General features: G+C 46.1%; 16 protein-coding genes and 2 tRNA genes. 11 read left to right on the top strand and 7 right to left on the bottom strand.

Going from position 1 to position 23,612, the window contains the following annotated elements; genetic code table 11:
- The first annotated feature begins 79 nt into the window (after window positions 1-79).
- The 6 genes from A3EU_RS0113205 to A3EU_RS30375 all read left to right on the top strand — a co-directional run bounded on the left by A3EU_RS0113205 (window position 80) and on the right by A3EU_RS30375 (window position 7,279).
- A complete protein-coding gene (locus A3EU_RS0113205; protein WP_020536648.1) occupies window positions 80-1,804 on the top strand; it encodes a GMC oxidoreductase in 1,725 nt (574 codons plus the stop codon).
- 20 nt (window positions 1,805-1,824) lie between these two features.
- Window positions 1,825-2,430 (top strand): gluconate 2-dehydrogenase subunit 3 family protein, encoded by a 606-nt coding sequence (locus A3EU_RS0113200; protein ID WP_020536647.1) that lies wholly within the window; start codon window positions 1,825-1,827, stop codon window positions 2,428-2,430.
- 460 nt (window positions 2,431-2,890) lie between these two features.
- Window positions 2,891-4,294 carry a M28 family peptidase gene (locus A3EU_RS0113190; RefSeq protein ID WP_020536645.1) on the top strand — a complete coding sequence of 468 codons (1,404 nt, stop codon included), beginning with the start codon at window positions 2,891-2,893 and terminating at the stop codon, window positions 4,292-4,294.
- A 166-nt stretch (window positions 4,295-4,460) separates the two neighbouring features.
- Window positions 4,461-5,012: a hypoxanthine phosphoribosyltransferase gene (hpt, locus tag A3EU_RS0113185; protein WP_020536644.1), complete on the top strand. Its 552-nt coding sequence runs from the start codon at window positions 4,461-4,463 to the stop codon at window positions 5,010-5,012.
- Between the two features lie 162 nt (window positions 5,013-5,174).
- Window positions 5,175-6,362: a hypothetical protein gene (locus A3EU_RS0113180; RefSeq protein ID WP_020536643.1), complete on the top strand. Its 1,188-nt coding sequence runs from the start codon at window positions 5,175-5,177 to the stop codon at window positions 6,360-6,362.
- Between the two features lie 68 nt (window positions 6,363-6,430).
- Window positions 6,431-7,279, top strand: coding sequence for a tetratricopeptide repeat protein (locus A3EU_RS30375; protein WP_020536642.1), 849 nt, complete (start codon window positions 6,431-6,433; stop codon window positions 7,277-7,279).
- A 9-nt stretch (window positions 7,280-7,288) separates the two neighbouring features.
- Here the strand turns inward: A3EU_RS30375 and A3EU_RS0113170 are convergent, their stop codons facing one another.
- A complete protein-coding gene (locus A3EU_RS0113170) occupies window positions 7,289-9,616 on the bottom strand; it encodes a T9SS C-terminal target domain-containing protein (RefSeq protein WP_026211381.1) in 2,328 nt (775 codons plus the stop codon).
- 164 nt (window positions 9,617-9,780) lie between these two features.
- On the opposite strand from A3EU_RS0113170, the gene A3EU_RS0113165 reads away from it, so the two are divergent.
- A complete protein-coding gene (locus A3EU_RS0113165; protein WP_169433349.1) occupies window positions 9,781-12,249 on the top strand; it encodes a DUF5686 and carboxypeptidase-like regulatory domain-containing protein in 2,469 nt (822 codons plus the stop codon).
- Between the two features lie 56 nt (window positions 12,250-12,305).
- Here the strand turns inward: A3EU_RS0113165 and A3EU_RS0113160 are convergent, their stop codons facing one another.
- The 4 genes from A3EU_RS0113160 to A3EU_RS0113145 form a co-directional block, all read right to left on the bottom strand.
- Window positions 12,306-12,857, bottom strand: coding sequence for a hypothetical protein (locus A3EU_RS0113160; protein WP_020536639.1), 552 nt, complete (start codon window positions 12,855-12,857; stop codon window positions 12,306-12,308).
- 313 nt (window positions 12,858-13,170) lie between these two features.
- Window positions 13,171-14,301 (bottom strand): M50 family metallopeptidase, encoded by a 1,131-nt coding sequence (locus A3EU_RS30370; protein ID WP_020536638.1) that lies wholly within the window; start codon window positions 14,299-14,301, stop codon window positions 13,171-13,173.
- A gap of 694 nt (window positions 14,302-14,995) precedes the next feature.
- The gene (locus A3EU_RS0113150) at window positions 14,996-16,165 is read right to left on the bottom strand and encodes an acyl-CoA dehydrogenase (RefSeq protein WP_020536637.1); all 1,170 of its coding nucleotides are present in this window, start codon (window positions 16,163-16,165) and stop codon (window positions 14,996-14,998) included.
- 10 nt (window positions 16,166-16,175) lie between these two features.
- Entirely contained in the window at window positions 16,176-17,696 is a 1,521-nt protein-coding gene (locus A3EU_RS0113145) for a helix-turn-helix domain-containing protein (RefSeq protein WP_020536636.1), read from the bottom strand.
- Between the two features lie 149 nt (window positions 17,697-17,845).
- Here A3EU_RS0113145 and A3EU_RS0113140 point away from each other — a divergent pair, with 149 nt between their 5' ends.
- Both A3EU_RS0113140 and A3EU_RS0113135 read left to right on the top strand, forming a co-directional pair.
- Window positions 17,846-19,639, top strand: a complete 1,794-nt coding sequence (locus tag A3EU_RS0113140; RefSeq protein WP_020536635.1) for a MutS family DNA mismatch repair protein — start codon at window positions 17,846-17,848, stop codon at window positions 19,637-19,639.
- Window positions 19,640-19,740: 101 nt separating this feature from the next.
- Window positions 19,741-19,814, top strand: a tRNA-Met gene (locus tag A3EU_RS0113135).
- A 109-nt stretch (window positions 19,815-19,923) separates the two neighbouring features.
- On the opposite strand, the gene A3EU_RS32790 is transcribed toward A3EU_RS0113135, so the two are convergent.
- The gene (locus A3EU_RS32790; protein WP_020536634.1) at window positions 19,924-21,276 is read right to left on the bottom strand and encodes a TlpA family protein disulfide reductase; all 1,353 of its coding nucleotides are present in this window, start codon (window positions 21,274-21,276) and stop codon (window positions 19,924-19,926) included.
- Between the two features lie 382 nt (window positions 21,277-21,658).
- Between A3EU_RS32790 and A3EU_RS0113125 the strand changes: the two genes are divergently transcribed.
- Together A3EU_RS0113125 and A3EU_RS0113120 are read left to right on the top strand one after the other, a co-directional pair.
- On the top strand, window positions 21,659-22,147 hold the full coding sequence (locus tag A3EU_RS0113125; RefSeq protein ID WP_020536633.1) for a hypothetical protein: 489 nt from the start codon (window positions 21,659-21,661) through the stop codon (window positions 22,145-22,147).
- Between the two features lie 320 nt (window positions 22,148-22,467).
- Window positions 22,468-22,541: transfer RNA gene (locus tag A3EU_RS0113120), tRNA-Ile, on the top strand.
- 239 nt (window positions 22,542-22,780) lie between these two features.
- On the opposite strand, the gene A3EU_RS0113115 is transcribed toward A3EU_RS0113120, so the two are convergent.
- A complete protein-coding gene (locus A3EU_RS0113115) occupies window positions 22,781-23,494 on the bottom strand; it encodes a ComF family protein (protein ID WP_020536632.1) in 714 nt (237 codons plus the stop codon).
- Between the last annotated feature and the right edge of the window lie 118 nt (window positions 23,495-23,612).

Raw genomic sequence — 23,612 nt, 5'->3', positions numbered from 1 at the left:
TGCTTCGTGTAAAAATCACACATTAATTTATACCTTAGTGTTTGGGCGAAATTTTTGATGGATTTAACACGATTTACATATGTTTTTCAATTCACAGGGGAAGGCCGAAGTTACGTACGATGCGATCGTAGTAGGTTCGGGGATTAGTGGAGGTTGGGCTGCCAAAGAGCTCAGTCAAAAAGGCTTAAAAACATTGGTGCTGGAGCGCGGCCGTAATGTCCGACACGGTGAATATCCAACTGCAGGGGATGACCCCTGGGATTATGAAGGCGGGGACAGGGTCCCACCCGAAGAGGTAGCTGAGCATTATCCTAAACAGGATCGCACTGGTTATACCGTTCGGAAGTCACGCAAGCATTTTTTCGTTAAAGACAGCGAGCATCCATACAGTGAAGTAAAACGCTTTGACTGGATACGAGGCTACCATACAGGTGGTCGTTCTCTCATGTGGGGGCGCCAAAGTTATCGCCTTAGTGACCTCGATTTTGCGGCCAATGAACGTGATGGTATCGCTGTAGATTGGCCTATTCGTTATGCAGACATGGCTCCTTGGTACAATTATGTAGAAACCTTTGCCGGCATCAGTGGCCAAGCCGAAGGCTTAGCCCATCTACCTGATGGCAACTTTTTGCCACCTATGGAGCTCAACTGTGTAGAAAAAGAGCTTAAAAAAAGTATGGCTACCAACTTTGATGGTCGCTTACTGACCATTGGCCGTACCGCTCATCTAACGGAGCCTAATCCAGCTATTCACGGGACAAGAGGAAAGTGCCAATCCCGGAATCGTTGTATGCGGGGCTGTCCTTTCGGTGCCTATTTTAGCAGTAATGCTTCTACTTTACCTGCTGCTGAAGCAACGGGAAATATGACCTTGCGTCCTCATTCGGTCGTTCATTCCATCATTATGGATAAAGAGACAGGCAAAGCCAAGGGAGTAAGAGTGATTGATGGTGAGACCGGCGAGCAGCATGAGTTTTTTGCCAAAATCGTTTTCCTATGTGCCTCGGCATTGGGCAGTACCTTCATCTTGATGAATTCTCAAACCGAAGATATGCCCGAAGGCCTTGGCAGTAGCAGTGGCCAATTGGGCCGTAACCTTATGGATCACCACTTTAAGGTAGGTGCTCGCGGGCGTTACGAAGGGTTTGAAGACATGTATTATAAAGGCCGCCGTCCGAATGGCTTTTATATTCCTCGTTTCCGAAACATAGATGATGCGAGTAAGCGCAAAGATTATATTCGGGGATTCGGCTACCAAGGAGGCGCTAGCCGAACCAACTGGATGCGTGGTGTCAAAGAACTAGAAATGACCGTAGGCGCTGACTTTAAGGATGCCCTGGTACAGCCTGGCCCTTGGCAACTGGGGATGAATGGCTTTGGTGAATGCCTTCCTTATGAAGATAATCGTGTTTACCTTAATCATGATGTCAAAGACATTCACGGGTTACCTACGTTGACTATGGATGCGGAGTTTAAGGGCAATGAAATGGCCATGCGTAAGGATATGGCGGCCAGTGCGGCAGAAATGCTAGAAGCAGCTGGTTTCAAAGACATTGAAACCTACGATGATGGCTCTTACCCTGGTCTCGGTATCCACGAAATGGGAACGGCTCGTATGGGGCGTGATCCCAAAACCAGCGTGCTCAATAAATGGAACCAGGTTTGGGAAGCTCCTAATGTATTCGTTACCGATGGTGCGGCCATGACCTCGGCAGCCTGCCAGAACCCTTCGCTTACATATATGGCTCTTACTGCCCGAGCAGCGGATTACGCTGTAAGTGAGTTGAAGAAAATGAACCTTTAAACCAGTAAAAAACTAAACTTATGGATCGCAGAGCTATCCTAAAATATACAGCATACGTTACGGGTTACGCCATTACAGCTCCTTTGACAAGCGCCTTCTTGAGTGGTTGCAAAGCAGAGCCTGCTGCACCGGATTATATGCCTTCTTTTCTTTCTGAGGATACCTATCTCAATTTGAAAGCAGTCGTAGACACGATGCTTCCAAAAACAGATACCCCTGGTGCACTGGAAGTTGGAGTGCCAGAATTCATAGACCTTGTTCTAGACAAATACACAGAGGAGGAAGACCGTCAGAAAATGGTCGATGGTTTTCAATCCTGGTTATCGAGTATTCAGGATTCAGAACGCAAGCCCTACCACAGTTTATCAGCTGAAGATCAGCTCCGGTTGCTTAATGTGTTGGACAAAGAATCTATTGCGACTGCGGAAAGTCTGGAGGAGCAGGATTTAGATAAAGATGAATTAGAGGAGAAGCAGCCCTGGTGGTTGGATTTAAAATCCTTGGCGATTAATAGTTACTTTGCGTCTGAAAAGGTGGGGACCGAAGTGTTGGCTTACGACCCCATCCCAGGGCCTTATCAAGGTTGTATTCCACTCAGCGACGTAGGTAAGGCGTGGAGTTTGTAGCAAAAAAAACAGCGCTTTGTTTTCTGTTAAAGAAACAAAGCGCTGTCATCAAAAAGAGGCAGCGCCACCACAGCACTACCTCAGCCCTAACCAAATAAAACCAAATTATATCGTAGAAAAGACCTATGTCCTTTCTGATGATGAAACAAATATAGGAAGTTATTGTACAAAATACAATTACTCCACATCCATCACCTCTTCGCTTTTTACGATCTATAAGCTTATGACAAAATTGAAGAGATCATCTTTTTTGTAAAAGATTAATCGGTTTTAGTGCTAGTGTTGATTGTTGGAATGACGAGTTTTTGCAAGAATTAAGCATTTTGATCAAATTAAATTTTGCTGATGAAAGAAATGCGGAATAATTCTCTAAATTCACCGGGTATTCTCTAGTGTCTAGTTATCAGTTAGTTAGAAGCAGGGAGTGTCGTTTAACTCATTTTTCTACTATTCCAAAAAGATGAAAATAAAGTCAATTTTTTTCGGGTTACTACTATTTGGTGCTACCGCACCGTTATTGAACGCTCAGGAAATCCAGCAAGAAGAAGACGCAAGAACGATTCGTGAAATCTATAATAAAGCACTTACGGAAGGTTCCTGTTACCAATGGCTTTACCATCTAACCAAAGAGGTAGGGGGCAGATTGGCCGGTTCGCCCCAGTCTGTAGCTGCGGTTGCTTATGGCCAGCATATATTAGATACTTTAGGAATGGATGCGGTGTATTTAGAAGAATGTACTGTGCCGACCTGGGTGAGAGGTGAAGAAGAGCAGGTGCGAATTGTAAACTCTGAGCAAATTGGCACCCAGGAGCTTCATGCACTTGCTTTGGGGCACAGTGTAGGCACTGGTCCTGATGGCTTGGTCGCTGGTGTTGTAGAGGTACAAAGCTTGGATGAACTAGAAAAGTTAGGAAGAGAGCAACTTGCTGGCAAAATCGTTTTTTATAATCGCCCGATGGATCCTACCCAAATGAATACCTTCTCGGCTTACGGAGGTGCTGTCGATCAGCGTGGCATCGGCGCTTCTAAAGCGTCGGAGTATGGGGCGGTAGCTACCTTAGTTCGTTCCATGACTACTCGCCTTGATAATATTCCTCACACAGGAGCAATGGGGTACAAGGAAGGTGTTACTCCTATTCCTGCTTTTGCGATTAGTACTAATGATGCTGAACTACTGAGTCGTTTGCTCAAAAAAGAAGAGGTCAATGTTTTTGTGCGTTCCACTTGCGAGCCTAGACCACCGGCCACCTCCTATAATGTTATAGGTGAGATTCGAGGCAGCACCTACCCTGATGAAATCATACTTATTGGTGGTCACCTCGATTCTTGGGATGTTGGTGAAGGAGCGCATGATGACGGAGCGGGTTGTGTACACGCGATGCAGGTTATTGAATTGCTCAAAAAAATGAATTACCAGCCTCAGCGTACCATTCGCTGTGTTCTTTTTATGAATGAAGAAAGTGGCCTGGGCGGTGCTCGTGCCTACTGGAAGGCCTCTAATGATGCCGAAGAGTACCACATGGCGGCTATTGAATCAGATCGAGGCGGTTTTACTCCTCGCGGCTTCACCTTTGATGCTGACGACAATGTGTTTACATCAAAGTTTCAACAAGTCTATGAGTGGCTGCCACTTTTAGAACCCTACGGGCTTGGCTTGAAAAAGGGAGGAAGCGGTGCTGATATTTCTGGACTCAAGATACAGCAAGGTTTACTGATTGGGTTTGAACCAGACTCACAGCGCTATTTTGATTATCACCATACAGCAATTGATACTTTTGAAGCCGTCAATAAGCGGGAACTGGAATTAGGGGCAGCTTCTATTACGGCTTTGGTCTACTTGCTGGATAAATATGGGTTGAAATAATTACAGTTTCAGAGGCGTGTAATTTCAGGGCTTGAGGTGCTTAAACCAAAAGATTGGTTAACTGGTCTTTATAAAAGTAAGAAGGTGGGCTTAAACCAAAAGACTGGTTAAACAGTTGGAGTAGAAAGCAAGTTTTACTAAACTTGCAGTACTAAAAGCCCCAGTAATGACCGAACTCATACAGCTCTACGACTTTCGTTTTAAACCTTACCTGACAGAGGAAACGATTCAGCAAAGGGTAGCAGAAATAGGAAAACTACTCAGTAAAGAATATGCTGGCCGCAAGCCGGTATTCATGGTGATGCTGAAAGGTGCCTTTGTTTTTGCAACAGACCTAGTCCGGTATTTTGACGGCCCGGCAGAGGTGAGTTTTGTCCGAACCCAATCTTACATTGGTACAGAAACGACCCAGGATGTAAAAATTATTCTTGGCCCTACGCCTGAGGAGGTTCAAGGGCGTGATATTATCATCGTCGAAGATATTGTCGATAGTGGGCATACAATGAATCGTTTCCTCCCTATCCTTGAGGCTCAGCAACCCCGTTCTATTAGTTTGGTAAGCCTGTTGGTGAAACCAGAGATGCTACAAAAAGAAGTTAAGATTGATCACGTGGGGTTCTCCATTCCGCCTAAGTTTGTCGTTGGATACGGCTTGGATTATAATGGACTAGGGAGAAACATTCGGTCGATCTATCAACTGGCAGAAGATCCGAAATAAGGGTAGGCTGCTAGCTTATTCTGCTAATAGATTGTTAAGTAGAACGTCTCTTTCTTTTTGCGGGCAAAAAAGTGATTACTTTTCGTGAGTAATCCATCTGTGTATTGCGCAAAAAACAAACTTAGCCTTCTCTAAGTTTTTCAAATAATTAACACGCTTGAAATGAACCGCTTAGTCATTCATTTGAAGAACGAATGCTCAATTTATTTTTGTGCTGCCTCTTTTCCAATGAAATACCTGCTCTTTTTGTCAGGCTTTGCCTGTTTTTTCTTTGGTTGCGAAACCGCGCCTTCTCCTCTCGGAATTGCTGCCGATTATCTTCCCCCTACAGAATTGCTCCGCAAGGGGGTTGTCAGTAAATATTATTTTCATTTTACTAGTGCTGACGGCTACGAGGAGTCTACAGACATCCGCTATTACCTTTATCAGCTTCACGCAAATGATCGGCTAGAAATCACATCTTATAATGCGGGATTTGAGCCTCTTGAGACCAGCCAAGTTTATTTTAAAGATAATCAAGAGTTTCTGGAACAAGGAAAACAATTCTGGCAAAAAGACACTTTCGTTATAAATATTTTAGAACCTGTTTTACTTAATTGGCAAGGGGATACTGCCCGGTTAGCCACGCAAACAACATTTAACGGGGGGACGGAGGAACAATTGCTGATGCGCCAAACACATGTAGTAGACACCATGATTGAAAATCAGCCAGCTAAAGTCTTCTATAAAGAATTAGAGCGGCATTACGACTACGCTGAGCGAGAGGACAAAACTTATCAGACCCAAATCCAGAGCACTTACCTGGCAGGGATGGGGCTCTATAAGCAGGAGCTTTACCTGGAAACAGGCACCGGGAATATGGAATTGGTAGAGCAAATGCCCCGCAAGGCTTTTCTGAAACGCAGGGCCTCTGCTCCCGAGCGTGTAGCATATATTAACCCTGCAAGTACGTTAGATAATAGTACTCAATTTAAAATTTGTGACCCTCACGAATGGATTCATGACTATTACAATGGCAATCCTAAGGCAGGCTACCGTACAGGGAAGCGCGGGCTAGAAGCAGTTTTTCGTGAACAGCTTGACCCCTCCCTTTTCAAAGAAGTCTCTGGTTATCTTACTTATCGTTTTGTGATCAATTGTGAAGGACAGGCCGGGCGATTTGTAACAGAAGAAGCCAGTTTAGATTTTAAACGGATGGAATTTCCTGCACCTTTGGTTCAGCATTGCTTTGAGATTATCTATAATCTTGACGATTGGGAGGCCGCTGTAGCTTGGGAAGAAGCGATTGACACTTACGCTTATCTCACCTTGAAGTTCCGTGATGGAGCATTGGTAGAAATATTGCCTTAAGCGCTTGTTGATAATTTTTATTTGATGGGAAACCAATATTCTAAATCATTAACTAATTACGGAAGATTATGAATGCCTTACTTCTACGCTACATTGGTTGTATAGTTTTATTGGTGTTGTTAGTCGCATCTTGTGGGCAACAGCGTCATAATTGGTACCGAAAATCATTCACACAGGAAGAACAGATAACCCTCGCAAAAAAACTTACAGAAAGCATCGGCAGTTACTATCAGGGGTCTCCTGGATGTCAGCTGTTATTGGAAGAAGCAAAGGGATTCGCCCCCAATAACGCAACCGTTTACCGCGAGATTGGAGTGCCTTACCTCAAGCGGGGTATAGCCTCGGCCTTTCCTCATTATTACGGCAAAGCTGCTGACCTCGACCCTCTTGGCTGGATGGGCTGGAGAGGCTACCTATACCTTTATTTTTACAGAGATTATGAACGTGCTCTCACCGATTTTAATCGTCTGGATACCATTACCCCCGGCGTTGTCGACTATCCACAATCGGTCAGTGTAGACTTTATGCGGGGTATTTGTTACCTACAGTTAGAGCAGTACAAGAAAGCCGTTGACTACTTCGATCAGCATATCGAATATGAGACGAGTGTTACCGGTTTTAAATACATAGCGCCAGAAACTTTCCTCTTTCGGGGTATCGCCTACCTAGGATTAAAACAACCCGACGAGGCCATCCAGTCCTTCGAAACTGGCCTCAGCCTGGAAGACTACAATGCAGATTTGATGTATTGGCTGGCTAAAACTCATGCAGAGGAAGGCCGTAAGGCACAAGCACGTAGCTACCTGGATCAAGCCAAACTTGCTTTTGCCGAAAGGGACTACAATCGGCGGCCTTATGTGGAAGAATTTTACCAGTTATACGAAGTAGACTTGATAGCCTTGGAAGAGGAGATGTAGTCAGCTTTTTTATTTCAACAACAAAACATCCCCTGAGTAATCCAGCGTCACCCCGTCAATGAATTCTATTTCGGCAGACCAAACGAAGACATCACTCCCCAGGATTTCTCCTTGATAACGACCATCCCAGGTCATGGTATTCGAGTTAGGTAGCAGTTCCTTTGCTTCAAAAAGCAAATCGCCCCAACGATTGAAAACGCGGAAGTTTTTAATTAAAACAACTTCTGGCCCACCGAAAACAATCAACTCATCATTTACACCATCGTTGTTGGGGCTGAAAGCATTGGGTACAAAAACGTCACGTACATCCAGGATACTAATACGGATGGAATCAGTCGTCGTACAATCGTCCACGGAAGTAACAGACAATGTGTAAGTGGTAGGCAAAATGGCCGTCAATATTGGGTTTGGACAATCGATGCAAGACAGGCCATCAATTGGCGACCAAGAAAAATTATCCAAAGGCACACTTGAAATTGGACGCAAAGTCAATTGTTCCGCCAATTCAATACTGGTATCTACCCCCAAATCAATAATTGGAATGATGCGGGCTTGCAGCGTTTCGCTTATCTCAGTAATGCAGCCATTTGCATCCTCTGTTGTCAGTGTGTAGGTGCCCGCAGTGAGGTTGGAGTATTCAAGCTGTTCGCTAAATACACCTCCGTTTAAGGCATGAAGATAAGGAGCAGTACCCCCTGATATGGACGTGATAATGGCCTGGCCAGTGTCATTTCCCCCGCAATCCGGGTCAATAAATTCAGTCGTCATAACTAAAGGTGCAGGTTCTGCCAGCATGAGTGATGCTGCGACGGAACAACCCATGGCATCCGTTATTTGCACGGTATAGGTTCCCGCTGTCAAATTTTCAATACCTGCGGTTAGGGGACCATTGTCCCAACTGTATTCATAAGGACCGACGCCACCCATTGGCAAAGCTGTAATCATCCCATCGTCGCTATCAGAACAGCTAAGGTCACTGGCCACTAGTGTTACGCTGAGTAATGTTGGTTGTGTTACTTCCTGAATCAAGACAAGGTCGTTGCCAAAGTCATCATTGAGCGTAATGAGGTAAGTACCTGCTTCTAGATTAGCAATATTTGCAGGAGTATTGATCGTATTCAATGAGCCGCTGCCGGAAGCGCTGCTTCCTAGTTGCGTCCAATTATAGGAAAACGGTGGGGTACCGTCAGTTACGAAAAAATTAAGTTGCCCTGATGATTCTCCACGGCAAACCACGGGAACCTCGTCGATTTCTCCTTCTATTTCGCACACAATCAGGCTTAGGTCTAGAATAACTGTACTGTCGCAGCCGAGATAATTTTCAAGCACTGTTGTGTGAATATCCGTAGAGAAATAAGGAATTCCGCCAATAAAGAGGCTGTCTCCTTCGCAGATATTAGCACTCAGTTGTGTTTCTGCTGATTCAAAAACGGTAAGGTCTACAATCACCATACTATCGCAACCAGCGTCAGTGGGGAAATTGAATTCGTAAAACCCTTCTTCACATAAGGACAGTGAATCATGAACCTCAAAGCACTCTCCTGAACATATTATTTCTTGGTAAAAGGTCGGGGCAATAGACTGCACCAAAATATTTCTACAAGTAGGTGGAGCCTCGTCACAAGCATTGCTGATCTGGAGGCATAATTCAAAAACACCGTCCCCTGGCCAAACCACCTCCGCGCTATCCAATGTACTTATCAGCGTGCCATCCAATCTCCATTCGTATTCCGTGCCGCCCATCAGTCCGGGAGTAGTGTAAGTCGTTATCAATTCCGGACAGGATACTTCCGGGCCTTCAATCAAAGGCGCTGTATTTAAAGGGGCGGCCTCCGTACTTCCTTCTGTAACCTCCAGGGTCCAGTCGCAATTGTCGCCAAAAGCACCGTCCATAACAAGGTAGTAGTATTGACCAATCACCAGAGGTTCGGTGTTACTAATCAACCGCGGAATACCAGGTGAGACTATCGTCGTTGTACCTCCTTCACAGTTTGAAACTCGGCGAAAATTGGTACAATCTATCCCTTCATACAAACCGATCTCCAGGCCAGCTGACATTTGACAGTTGGATACCGTAATCCTGATGGTCAAATCTTCACTACCCGCAATAAAGGCGATCCACTGTGCATTATGAACCACGATGGTACAGAAATCATCGGGAGCCACTCCGGGCACATTGCTTTCATGGCGGCCTGTAAAACCATCAATGTCGCAAATAACACAAGCCTCCTCGCAAGTAGGCGTCATTGCTGGCGGATCATCGGTGCACGGAACCGGTTGTAGGAAAACAAGTGCAGGACATAATAGTGATAAAAGGAAGGAGGAGTATTTTTTCATCAGTAAAACAGCGTTTATTGGGGAAGAGCCTAGCCACTAAGTTAAGTTAAGCCTATTGAGCAATGAAATGGGCTAAAGGAAGATTAACTTATAGTAGCTTCGTACTATTAATAGCCACTGACACAAAGCTACGGCTTGGCCGCTTATTATACCCGTTATTTTTCATGAAGAACGTCTTCCTGCTTGCTTTATCACTCCTGTCTATCGTCTTCTTCCAGGAAGAAGCTAATGCGCAGGTCAGTAATTACCAAGGTGTAGTCCTTGACGCAGATACTCGAGAACCCTTGGTTTTTGTCAGCATTCAGCGAATGGGTACCACGGAAGGTAGCTACTCTGATGTGGACGGGAACTTTAAAATCAAAGCACAGCCTGGCGACACTTTGCGCTTGCGATACGTAGGTTATGAAGAACGACTTGTGGTGCTGAAATCACAAAGCAATCTCACCCTCACGATAACCACGGCTGGTGTTTCACTGGAGGAAGTGGTCGTTCGCCCAGAAGAAAACCCTGCCTGGCGTATCATCCGAAGGGCACTTGCTGCTCGGGACCTGCACGATCCTGCCCAAAAAGACGGCTACTCCTACCAAGCTTATCACAAGACAGTATTAGGAGTAGATACCCTCGCGGCTCCGCCAGTTAAAGTCCGTGAAAAGACAAGGAGGCGTTCTGCTAAACGCGATTCGGCTTTACTTGAAGCAGCTGCCTTACAGCAACGCCGCCAAGAACTCTTCACCGACGAAATGCACCTATGGGTAACAGAAACGCGCAGCCAACATGCTTTTCGGGCACCTCACCAGCAGAAAGAAATTATTCTAGCTACCCAATCCTCCTTGCCCAATGACTTTACGGGTGGCCTAAATCCGATCAACTTTCAGCCTTTTGGTTTTTACAAAGAAGTGATCAGGATGGAGGTGACCGACCAAAACTACGTTAACCCACTAAGCAAAGGCACCTTCCAACATTACGATTTTCTCTTGTCCGATACGATTGTACACTCACAAGACACCACCTTTGTCATTGAATTTCGTCCCCTGCCCAATAAATATTTCACGGCCCTGAAAGGCGTCTTGTATATCCACACAGATGGTTACGCTATTGAGCGGGTGATCGCTACGCCTGCTGATCCCCGGCAGACTATTCAGTTTAGTATCCAACAGGAAAGCCAACGTGTAGAAGGTAGCTGGTTTCCGGTGGTTTTACATGCCGATCTTTTCTTCCAAATTGGTCAGGGAGAACTTTTTATAAAGTATGGTTTCCGCAACCGGAGCGTACTCACGGAAATCTCGTTGAATCCGCCTCCTGCCAGCTTTTTTAATCATTATTTAAAAGAAGTTCAATCCAGTACCAATGGCTTGGACGATAGTCTGCGATTGCTGCCCCTCCACCCGCGAGAGGCGAATACCTACGTTTATTGGGATTCTTTGCCAGAGTTACGCCCTGCCTATCGCGTGCTTAGTGCTTACAATGGCCTCATACAGGTCGTCAGCAGCGGACTGTGGAGTGGGCGCAAAATAGACCTCGTCGTTCCCGATTTACTCAACGTCAATGTACGCGAAGGCACCCGATTGGGGCTAGGACTCAAAACCAGCCCCGAGTTATGGCGGGCGGGTTCTATTTATGCCTACGGGGGCTATGGGTTTCGTGATCAAGAATGGAAATACGGTGGCGCATTGGAGTTGAAGATTTACCCGCAACGTGATTTAAAGCTCCGTTTTAGCTACCGCAATGACCTAGTCGCCCCAGGAAGCATTGATTACCTTTCCAGTGTCAATAACCCTTGGGCCAATTGGTCGGCTAGAAATCTGATTCTTGAACGCCTTGACAATCAGGAGCAAATCCGTGCAGACCTGATCTATCGCCCCCACGGAAGCGTGCAACTCAATTTTTATGCCCAAAAAGAGGAACGAAAACTTAGTTACATCTATGCTTTCGGAGCTGCTCCCACGGAAGCGCCTCTGCATTACCAAACAGAAGAATTCGGCACACGCCTGCGCTGGGCACCCCGCGAACGCTTGGTCAAGATGGAACAATTCGAAGCTATTTTGTACCCCGTTTTTCCTATCCTCGATTTTACTATTGCCCACCTGGCGGTAGATGATTTTACCGCTCAGCGGTTCACCGCCCGCTTGCAACACGAGCAACGTTGGAAGTTTATGGGCATGACGGAGATTACCCTGGAAACAGGCTGGCTCAGCAAAGCATTGCCTTATCCCTATTTGTTTCAAGCCCCGGGAAATAGCCAGAATGGAATTACAGGCAACGGCCTTTTTAATACTGCTGGGGTTACGGAATTTGCGCAAGAAAAATTTGCTTACCTGTTTTTTACTCACCGTTTCGGTACCTTACTCGGCCGATTAAAAACTCCTTATTTTCGCCCTGAGCTGCGACTGATGCAACAATTGGGCTGGGGAAAGTTATCAACGCCCACACAACACCAAGGGCTTGACTTTCAGGATATGCGTCGCGGCTACCTGGAATCAGGGGCCGGTCTCGACAACATCCTCCGGATTCCTTATTTCAAGACGGTCTATATCGGCCTGGGGGCAAGCGTGTGGTACCGCTGGGGGGCTTATCATTTACCTGTTTTCAAGAACAATATGCGGGTGCAGTTTACGGTGAATATTTCGGTGTAGGGTGTCTGTTCCGATGCATCAGAACTCGCAGTTATTACCAGCCGGGAGGTTGTTTTCTAAAAATCGTCACTCCGCTCACTGGTCAACAAGCTCAAGTCGGTTGCTGTTGGGTCAACGTAGATATTGTCCCACAACAGGGTATTATCGCTCATGAGGTAGAAAATGCGATAGTAGCCAGGAGTGAAATTGTCTACGTTAAGGGCAAAGTTCCCCAAGTTGACCGTATTGGTCTGAACGACCGTTAGCGCCGCTACTTCATCAGGAGAGTAGGTGGCGTTATCAAGCAATATATTGTAATCAATGTCGGGATATTCCGTGTTTTTGGTCGCCGAAAAAATCCAATATTGCTTAACACTAAGCCCACTTCCACCAAAGTAAATGACATTTGCTTGCCCGATGGCCGGGTTGGGATAAAAGTCTACTTCTCCGGAAAAAACATTGGGGTTGCCATAGCTCCCAATCGGCGATCCGTTGGTGTCCCGGACATTGATGCCGGTTACGATCTCTAGCTGCAATTCTGCTTCGTAAGGATCGGGCGTCATCGCTTCGTCATCTCCGCAGGAACCAAAGATTAAGACCAATAAAAGAAGAGGGTAAAGATTTTTCATAGGGATGGTTTTGAGTTCATGCAATAACGTATAAGTAACCTAAAACGTTGTGTCAAAGAGTATTAAAGTATTTTGACTAGCAATTGGGCTATCCCGGAGGTATGTCTATGACAAAACTGTAGAAGGATGCGGGACGATTCTATCGCCCCTTGAGGTAGAAGGTAGAGGGGACTAGATCATTCTAGTAGGAACTAACTTTTTAATTCCCACCATCGACATAAATGACGGGTATTTCTATCTCTATACCCTATACTCTAAAGGGCGCGAAGCGGCCTGTATCTATATACAGACTTTGGCGTAACCAAAGTCAAGCTTATTTCTTTCTCCGAATCACCTTTTCCACTGCACTACGATCCAACAAGCCAAGGATACGACCGTAATGGTCGAGAACAGGGAAGGCGAATAGCTGGTGCTCGTCTAGTTTTTCGGCGGCGCGCAAGAGGCTTTCCTCAGGGTGCAGACCTTCCCATTTCGCTTGCCCTACCAGCGTAGTGATAGCATTGTCGGCGTACTCATCCAGGTCTTTGGTCAGTAGCGATTGTTTGTTCGTGATGCCATGGGGTTGTTGCCACTGATCCAGTAGCAGAATGGGCTGATCTGGCCAAGGAGTAACTTTTGTTCTGGCAGCAGCCAGGCTTAGCTGAGGAGAAAGGTAGAGTCGTTGGAAGTCTTCGCGCAAATAATCACCGACTACCGCTTTGGAAAGCCGCTCTCGGCGGCGCTGAACCTGGATTTCAGAAGCCGCCAGGATGATAATAAACAGGGCGCCAATACCAAAAACAACATCTTGGAGATAGACACCTGCAGCGAGCAAGAAAAACCCTCCCCACATGCCGATCCTGCCTGCGAGGACGGTAGCCCGCGTTCGTGAAAATCGCATACTGAGGATAGCCCTCAATACACGGCCACCATCAAGCGGAAATGCGGGGATAAGATTGAAAGCGCCTAACAATAGATTAAGTGCAAAGAACACCACAACAAGGTATTCCCAAATACTGGCATCAAAGATTACAATATTCCCATTGGGCTGGATGAACAACTTCAGGATGAGCAGAAAATCTTCGTTGCCACTATACCAAATAATGGGTGCCATCAATCCGGCCAAGATGAAGTTGACTGCAGGGCCGGCTAGCGCTATACTTATTTCTTCTCGGGGTACTTCGGGCATTTTTTCCAGGAAAGCACCACCGCCAATCGGGTAGAGCACAATTTTCTCTGTATCAATACCCCATCGCCGTGCTACGAGTGCATGACCCAGTTCGTGCAAAAGCACCGCCAAAAACACCATACTGATCCACACCAAAAGCCACTGGAAATTATCCCAGTTGAAATCACGACCAGGTGTCCAGCTATCGTAAACAAGCCATATGCCCACCAGCAGAAAACTCCAATGAAATTGAAGTGGTACACCCGCGATACGACCGATTTGCAGACTGGTTTTCATGGACTTAAAGATGCAACGAATTTTGATAATGGTGGTTGAAAAACGTTAGACGGCTAAATTAAGTTTTTAATCATCAGGAGGATTAGAAAAAAATCTTTATTACTGTTATAAACGGGAGTAATTTCAGAAATCTGGTATTACGAATATCATAAGCAGTAGGACTTTTACTAAGTTTTATTTAAGCGTGGTAATACGATCAGGGCAGCTGGCCTCGCCTGGCGGCTGGCCATCGCGCTATTCGCTCTCACCTCCCGGTGGTCGGTACCGCTGCTATCACTGCTACTGCTCTCTCTGTTGCGCCGTGCTCCGCTGTTCGCTCCACAACGATTTTGGATAAGTTGGGGCCTGTGGTTTTACCTCCATTAAATGCTAGTGCGCATGTTAGTTTCCAGCTAGCAGGTCTTACATCAGCTCCCGTTAGCTGGTCAGGGGACCAGAGCGGTATATTAGATTGTAGTTCGGAGACTACAATCCGCCTATGTTTTTGTGTGTGGATATTTTACCAATGTGTACCTAGCCAAGGTCAAAAAATAAAGAGATAAAGTCCCAGCTATAGGTGCGAAAGGCGGAGCCCAAAGGATAGGAGTTGCTTCATAGGGGCGGATTTCAAACCTGCACTCACGGAGCAGTGGATAGCCTAGTGCCGTAGGGGGCGTTGCCTTGCAAACGCCCCCTACCGGCATGGCCCATAATTCTAATTTTCGCCGACAGGCAAATAAACGTCACCTTTCAACACACCTCGGCTGATCACGATTTGCTGTACCTCGGAAGTACCTTCGTAAATCTGGGTGATTTTGGCGTCACGCATCAGGCGTTCGACATGGTATTCTTTGACGAAGCCATAGCCGCCGTGAATTTGCACTGCTTCTACCGTATGTTTCATGGCTACCTCAGAGGCATAGAGTTTTGCCATGGCACTCGCCTGAGAGTAGTCCATTCCGTTGTCTTTCAACCAGGCGGCGCGGTAGACCATCATTTTTGCAGCTTCGATATCCGTCGCCATTTGGGCCAACTTGAAGGCGATAGCCTGGTGCTGGCTGATAGGTTTACCAAAAGCTTCGCGCTCTTTAGAATACGCCAAGGCCAGTTCATAAGCACCACCAGCGATTCCCAATGCCTGAGCGGCAATGCCAATACGGCCACCAGAAAGCGTCTTCATGGCGAATTTGAAGCCAAATCCATCTTCGCCAATCCGGTTTTCTTTAGGCACTTTTACATCGGTATACATAATGGTATGGGTGTCCGAAGAGCGAATACCCAGCTTGTCTTCTTTGGCACCTACCACTACGCCGTCCCAACTGGTTTCGACAATAAAGGCGTTGATGCCTCTGTGTTTTTTCTCGGGGTTCGTTTGTGCAATCACCAAATGTAGGCTGGACGAACCGCCGCTGGTAATCCAGTTTTTGGTACCATTGAGCAGGTAATGATCCCCCATGTCTACGGCAGTGGTGCGCTGCATGGTAGCATCGCTACCGGCTTCGGGCTCACTGAGACAGAAAGAACCAATCCATTCGCCTGTTGCCAGCTTTGGGAGGTATTTTTCCTTTTGTTCTTCTGTGCCAAAAGTTTCAATTCNCCAGCACACCAGAGAATTGTTTACAGACATGGTGACAGAACAAGAATTATCTACTTTGGAGATTTCTTCCATCGCTAGTACATAGCTCATGGTGTCCATGCCGCTACCGCCATATTTGGGGTCGACCATGATGCCTAAGAAACCTAGTTCGCCCATTGCGCGAACCTGCTCCTTTGGAAATTCCATTTTACTGTCGCGCTCAATGACTCCGGGCTTGAGTTCTTTTTGAGCGAATTCACGGGCGGCTTCCTTTACTGCCAGTTGTTCTTCCGTTAATGAGAAATTCATAATCGTAACTTTATTCTTGGTTTAATTTGGTCAAACGAGCATCAATGGCTTTCAGGCGTTCTTTCTTTTTGACCACAATTGGATCAATGGCACGCTCTGAACAATCGGTAACGGCACATCGTTCACAGGTTCGGTTAACTTCCCGCATTTGAATCGCCGGATCATTCAGCCATTTTATCTGTTTTTTTACATCTTCATTGATTAGTAGTCCCAGTGTTACACTCACGTTGTGTTTGCCAGTGTTTTTGGTGGTCACCCGGCGACTGTTTTCCGACATGCCTGGTCGTGCAAGTGTAATGCATAGGTATTCATCTTCGGTTCCAAGAAAGCGGGATCGTTGAGCTCTTACAATGGTGCTTACGTATTTGCCCTCTTGCTGCATGGCTCCCAGGTCTTGTAACAGTGACAAACTCACCCAGCGCCGGCAGTAGTGTTCCAGGATGGCATTGCCGTGGGGGTGATGCCGCCGGCTTAGATGCAGTTCTCGATCTATCTCGAAATGATCTTTTTCAGGGTCATGCAAAAAGCGCAGGAAGAACAACTTAGGCATATTGAAAAAGCGAGGGATAACATTCGTCAGTCGATGAAAAAACATCTCCGGACTGGCCTCATAAGACTCCATGATTTGGAGAAATGCTTTGGCATCCCAGCGTTCCAATGCAAAAAACGATTTCATATCTCCGACAAAAGCTTGCAAGGGCAAATGCAATGCCACCGAAAAGTACGTAGCGAAAGCGTGATTGAGCACCTCCTCAAAAATTCTGGGGCGCAGGATACTGGAAGTGTACGAGCGCTCTTTCAGGTTCAATACCTGGAACCCAATCTCCTTACCGTACTGAAAAGCCAGTGCCATAGATGGCAATGCACTGTTGAGAATAAGTTTGCGGCTTTTGGGTAAAAACACAGAGCGTACCCCTTTCATTTCCGGGTATTCGTCCAGGCCGCCCATGATTAGCTCGTAATCAAAATCATTCTCTAGAATATCTGCCAGTCGGCTTGGCGGTAAAGGGCGCTTGGTGTTCAGTTGATGCTCCTTGATTAATTGCTCAACAGCTTCTTCTATATTTTCGAAGTAATTGTTGTTCAACTCCAAGTAAGCACGCAGGGCAGCAAAAAAGAAATTTTCTTCCCGCAAGGCATAAGACCGCGAAAGCTCAAGTAGGGTAGAGATAAAAGCGCCTACCCTCAAGGGGGCATTAGCGATAATTTCGGCCACTTTTCCCAGCTCTATTCCGAAAAGATCAAGGGGGAGTTCATTGAGGAAATTGGATTGCAATAATTCCGTAACAGGTGCCAGTTTAGCGCCCATTTCTGAACTGCGTAGTTGCTTCTCGTCGGCCTCCAGCGCTCGGGCCAATGCCGTGATTTTATCATCCTTAGGAAATTTCTTTCCTTTCTCTATTTCGTTAAGATAGGAAACGGACATCCCCGTGGCTTTTGCCAACGCTGCGAAACTCAAGCCTTTGTCTTGTCTTAATTGCTTGATTTTCAGACCAAAAATTATTCGCTGGTGCGGGATTTTTCCATTCATAGGTGACAAAATTACACTCTTTTTAGCGAATATTCGCTAAGCTATAGCAGATTATTTCACCTCTATTTCATTCTAACCATGAATTATCCTTTTCTTTGCGGCAGTCGTGAGAAAAAACTTTAGACAACTTCCTGTAATAAACCTTGAACATGCTTCCTCTCTATCAAAAAAGAGCAGCCGAATTTTCGGCCAGCGCTACTGCGCTACAAGCCCGCTACGAAAAATTGGGATGGGTACGCTTGCTAGCTTTTCTAGCCTTAGTGGCATTGATTATTCTTGCCTGGCGGGAAACACCATGGTGGTCAGGAATGTTAACGACGGGGTTGGGGATTTTTGCTTTTGCACAGCTGGTTCGTTGGCATGGTCGTATCCAGACAGATGCCCAACACCAGCAACAATTGTCCGAACTCAATGCTGCTGAAGCTCAAGGGCAAAACAACGATTTTAGTGCCTTTTCTGTAGGGGCGGATTTTGTGGACCCTCAGCACCCCTACAGTTACGATATGGACTTGTTTGGTCCTTACTCTCTTTTTCAGATGGTCAACCGGGGCAGCACCTCTATTGGGCAAGCGCGTCTTGCAAGCTGGCTGCAAGATCCCTCCACGAATGATGCCATTATTGAACGACAAGCGGCCGGCCGCGACTTGGCTCAACAACTAGAGTGGCAACATCATCTGCGGGCTTACGGAGCAGCATTGGAAGAAGAAGACGGCCAAATTGATCGTCTCTATGACTGGCTGAAAGAGTCCTTCATTGTGGAAGGAAATACCTTGAGAAAAGTGGCACTTTGGGCTGCGCCATTGTTGTTTGTAATATCTATGGCGCTGTGGGTGACGGTTTGGCCTTGGTATCAGGCACTGCTACTGCTCATTCCCGCTGGTTTGTGGCTACGGAATAGCCTGGAAGAAATACAGAAAATGCATACCCTGACTGGCCGAGCAGCGGACACCTTGCGGCGTTACGGTCAGTTGATATCACATATTGAAACGGCTCAGTTTGAAGCACCAAGGCTTCAAACATTACAAGCGGTTTTTACAGAAGGCGACGTTTCTGCATCACAAGCCATCCATAAGCTGGCATATCGCGTGAGTCAACTAGACGTACGTTATAATGCGTTTGTTTTCCTTTTGGAGTTCTCTATCGTATGGGATTTGCAACAGGCTTATCGGATGGATAAATGGAAATTACGCCACCGTGATCGCCTACCCCAATGGTTTGATGCACTGGCCGAGCTGGAAGCACTCGTGAGTTTTGGTAACCTGACCATGAACCAGCCCGAATGGATATTCCCTACGCTTCAAGAAGAACGGCAATTACACGCGGAGGCACTGGGCCATCCGCTACTTCCTAATGACAAACGAGTAACAAACGACATCAGTATGCCCACTGCGGGCCATATGCACCTTCTGACAGGTTCTAACATGGCAGGTAAAAGCACTTGGCTGCGGACGGTAGGGATCAATATTGTATTGGCCCTGGCAGGCGCACCTGTTTGCGCACGAGCGTTCCGCCTTCCGCAGCTACAGGTCTATACCAGTATGCGAACTCAGGATGCTCTCCATGAAAGTACCTCCAGTTTTTACGCAGAACTGAAAAGGCTAAAGTTCATCATAGAAGCTGTAGAAGACCCTAGCAAGACCGATGGCCGCCCTGTCTTCTTCTTACTTGACGAAATCCTTAAAGGCACCAACTCGCGTGACCGTCACACAGGCTCAAAGGCACTCATTCGCCAACTCATTGCCAGTAAAGGCGCGGGCATCATAGCTACCCACGATCTTGAACTCGGGGCGCTGGAAGCGGAAGCAGATGACCAGATTGAAAACTGGGCCATTGAGGTTGATATCAAGGACGGTCAACTCTTTTTTGACTACAAACTCAAACGCGGTGTAAGCCAGAGTTTCAATGCAACATTGCTTATGCAGCAGATGGGGATAAAGGTTTAAGTATATTTTTTACTTACTTTATTGCAAATTCCAAAACAAACTTTTATCTTTGCGGTCGCTTAAGCGGAAACTCTCTGAGGAGAGGCAAGCAAAAGCAAGATGGCGTGGTAGCTCAGCTGGTTAGAGCGCGTGATTCATAATCCCGAGGTCGAGTGTTCAAGTCACTCTCACGCTACGAAAAAAGAGCTCGAATGGTAACATTCGGGCTCTTTTTGTTTTTTAACGCTTCAAAGTCAGCTCCATAAGGTCGGGTTTTATACCCCAACCCTATGGAGTGAACATCTTTAATCTGCGCCAAAAATCTCGGCCAGCTTCGCCTCCAACTGTGCGCCGCGCAAGCCACGGGCGATGATTTTACCTTCTGCATCCAGTAGAATCGTATGAGGAATAGAGCTCACGCTGTACATCTGTGCCACTTCGTTTTTCCAGCCTTTGAGGTCGCTGACTTGTAGCCACTGGAGGCCATCCTGCTCAATAGCTTTCAACCAACGGTCTTGGGTTCTGTCAAGACTGACGCCTAGAATTTCGAAGCCCTGTTCTTTGTAAACATCGTAAACGCGCTTCACATTTGGGTTTTCCTTCCGACAAGGGCCACACCAGCTTGCCCAAAAATCAATGAGCACCACCTTGCCGCGCAAATCGCTCAGACTGATCGATTCGCCAGATGGAGTAGCTTGCGTAAAATCAGGAGCTTCGCCGCCAATCAGGAAGCTTTTTTGACTTTCGATTTGTTTGGCCAAGTCAGTTGTAGCCCGCGGGTCCAGCTCGCTAAAATGGTCGATAAACTGCTGCGCATAATCAACAAAAGCAGGGTGGCTTTTTTGTTTCAAAATAGAAATAATACCGCCCAGGGCCAGCTTTTCTGCCATACTTCCTTGGGGGATATCCGTAAAGATTGGGTCTACGGCAGCAGTAAACGCTTCCTTGTCTGTATACACCTGCGAAAGGGTATTGGTGTAGTTTTTAAAACTCTCATAAACCCATGGTAATTCATGGTATGCTTCGTCCTCCCAGTCTACAAACTGGAAGAATTCACGCGCGAAGTAAGCGATTTCATTATCGTACGCTTCTTCACCATGGTTAAAGTAACTCAGGTAGGTATTCAGGGCTGCGACCCTGGCAAGGAAAGGATTAGCTGTTTTCAACGAGTCTAACAAGCTGATTCTACGCTGGTCTACCACTGCCATCTTTTCGATAGCCTGTGGCTTTAATTCTGCATTACGAAAACTCATCCGGTACATTTGTACAGCTTGCTGATTTTCTTGGTTGATCGAATTAAACTCTTCTTTTAGCGATGTATACTGGTCATTAATAACCGAGTTTTTGACCGCAAACGGGAGTGTGCCGTTGCAGCTGGTATTGAGTATTACGCCTTCCTCACCTCCCAGTACGATGGGTTGCAATTTGGTAGGATCAGGACCGAAGTAGTAAAAACGGTGTCCGCCAGCCGGGACTTCAAATTCATAAACATTATCAGTGCCACTAGCGGCTATTATGGGTTTGAAAGACGTACCATCAAAGGTATACAAAGCCAGGTCTTTCGTACAGCTTTGAGTTTCGGCTTTCACCATAAGCGTGTTCTGCGCCTGAAGTAAAAAGCCAGTCAAAAGGAGAGAAAATAAAATCGTATAACGCATCGTATAAGGATTATAATTTTTATACATTCGGCACTAAGTAATCTGAAATATTCTCACTTAGTGCCGGGTATACTAAAGAAACAAAATTAGGTCTTATTGAGCGGAATGACAACTTAAGAGGGTGTTTGGGGCTTCCGCTGATAAGTAAAGCCATCGGATTCTTCGATAAAAAGTCATATCTCGTCGAAACAAGGGCACCTTTGCCAACCTCTTACGGTTAGAAATCGTTAATTTGTTATAGATTATTACTTGGGCAGTAAGGTTACTTTCAATTTTTTTAAGAAAATTCCTTTACGTCCAACTGCAAAACAATAACCTCTTTTTGACAACTTTGTGGTTAAGCGAAAACAGAAATTGTCAGAGAATCAACAACAATAACAACATGACTACCCAAGGCTCCTTTCAATTTGGTGGCAACAACAACAAAAGCCCTTTCCAGGGCATCGTTGGCATCGTGGTAGCTATTCTTTTCTTTTTTGCCCTTTTTTACTTTGTACAGATTTTATTTAAGATCCTGTGGTTTCTGTTGCCGGTAATGGTCATTGCTACTGCAATTATAGACCATAAGGTTATCCTTAATTATTTTGGTTGGATTGGAAAGTTATTTAAAAGCAACGCGGTAGCCGGGATAGCAATGAGTGCGCTCACTATTATTGGCGCGCCAGTCGTATCTCTTTTCTTGCTGGGAAAAGCACTACTCCGCAAAAAGATAAAAGATGTACAGACAGAGGCAGATCGCCAGCAAAATGGCGAGTTTGTAGAATATGAAGAATTGGACAGCGAAACGATGGACCTGCCTACACTGGAGCCACCGCTACGCGCAGATCCTCCTCCGAAGAACGATACTGGTTATGACGATATGTTCCGGTAGTCGCTCCGGTATAGAGCTACTTAGTGGAGGGTAGAAAGAGTAGTTTGTGTTATAGAAAATCCTATGATCTCATCTCTCTACGCAATGATCATGTAAATGACCGATTTTATAAAATTCTACAAAAAAATAAACGAGGGGGAACTCTTTCCTCACATTGCTGGTTATCCTCACCAAATAAGCAAATAACATGTATTCAGCACAGCACATTTTTAAGATTCTCGGTAAAGGGCTAGCGCCTTAACGGAAGTCTTATGTCCTGGCTGTACAGTGCAAAAGCGCCTTCCGTTGATTCGGGGGGCGCTTTTGTTATTATTTAAAATGCTTGTGTAGCGTAATTGGTTAACGCATCCGTCTGATACGCGGAAGATTGGTGGTTCGATTCCATCCACAAGCACTTTATCCCTTCAAAGCATTGCAGGCGATGCACCGGATTTTTGCTCCGGGTAACCAGGTTCGATTCCTGGTGGGGGGACTTGAAAAACGTGAGATGCTAACATAGCATCTCACGTTAAAAAGGGAACTTAGCAAAGATGGTCTATGCGCCGGATTGAAGCTCCGGAGATGGTGGATCGTTACCACCAGTTCCCACATTTAGAAAGGGGAGAGAAAATGCTTTATTCTAAAGCTTCTTCCTTAATCACTTGCCATTGCAATCGTCACCATACTGATCGTCGTCTCAGGCAAAACTAGCATTTGACTGGCACAAGCTTCCAGTGTAGCCCCCGTGGTCAGTACATCATCGACGAGTAGGATATGTTTTCCGGTGATGAGTTCAGGCTTTTTTACGCGAAAGGCAGTTTGTGCATTTTCGAGACGTTCCTGGCGCGATTTACGGGTCTGCGACTCGGCGTATTCTGGTCGTTCGAGAGCGTAAGGATAGTGGGGCAACTCCATACTTTCCGCCAGCCCCGCCCCAAAGGCAGCAGCCTGATTGTATCCGCGTTGGTGCTGCTTACGCGGATGGAGAGGTACGGGGACAATGGCATCAATACCCTTGAAGTGATCTTGCTCGCGGAGCTGCCGCCCAAACAATACACCCAACTGATGACCAATTTCAGACTTGTGTTCGTATTTAAGCTGGTGGATAAGGCGTTGCACCCGACCAGATTTAGAAAAATAATACTGAGCAGCCCCCGACTGTAATGGTACCCTTCCCCAGAAGATTTCTGTAAAAGCGTTTTCCTTTTGTTCGTGCTGCTTGGTTTTGGGGAGTTGAAATTCACAACTCAGGCAGAGCAACTCGTCATTTGGGGGTAAATTACTCCCACAGGCCAGGCAGAGCTTTGGGTAAAGCAAGTTGAAAAAATCATGTAGCCAGCGAAAGTGGCGAGTATCGATATTGGCCAAAGTGGATTAGTTTTAAACACTAATTATCTCTGCTAAGCTACTAAAATTTGTTAGAGAAATTGTCTAAAAGACGAGGTACTACGCTAGCAAAAGGCATGGAGATTCCGAAACAAGCTCT

The organism is Lewinella cohaerens DSM 23179 (genome assembly GCF_000379805.1).
In the GTDB taxonomy this organism is placed as follows: Bacteria; Bacteroidota; Bacteroidia; order Chitinophagales; family Saprospiraceae; genus Lewinella; species Lewinella cohaerens.
The sequence above is the reverse complement of the archived record's forward strand: the minus strand, read 5'-3'. Positions and strand labels throughout refer to the sequence as shown.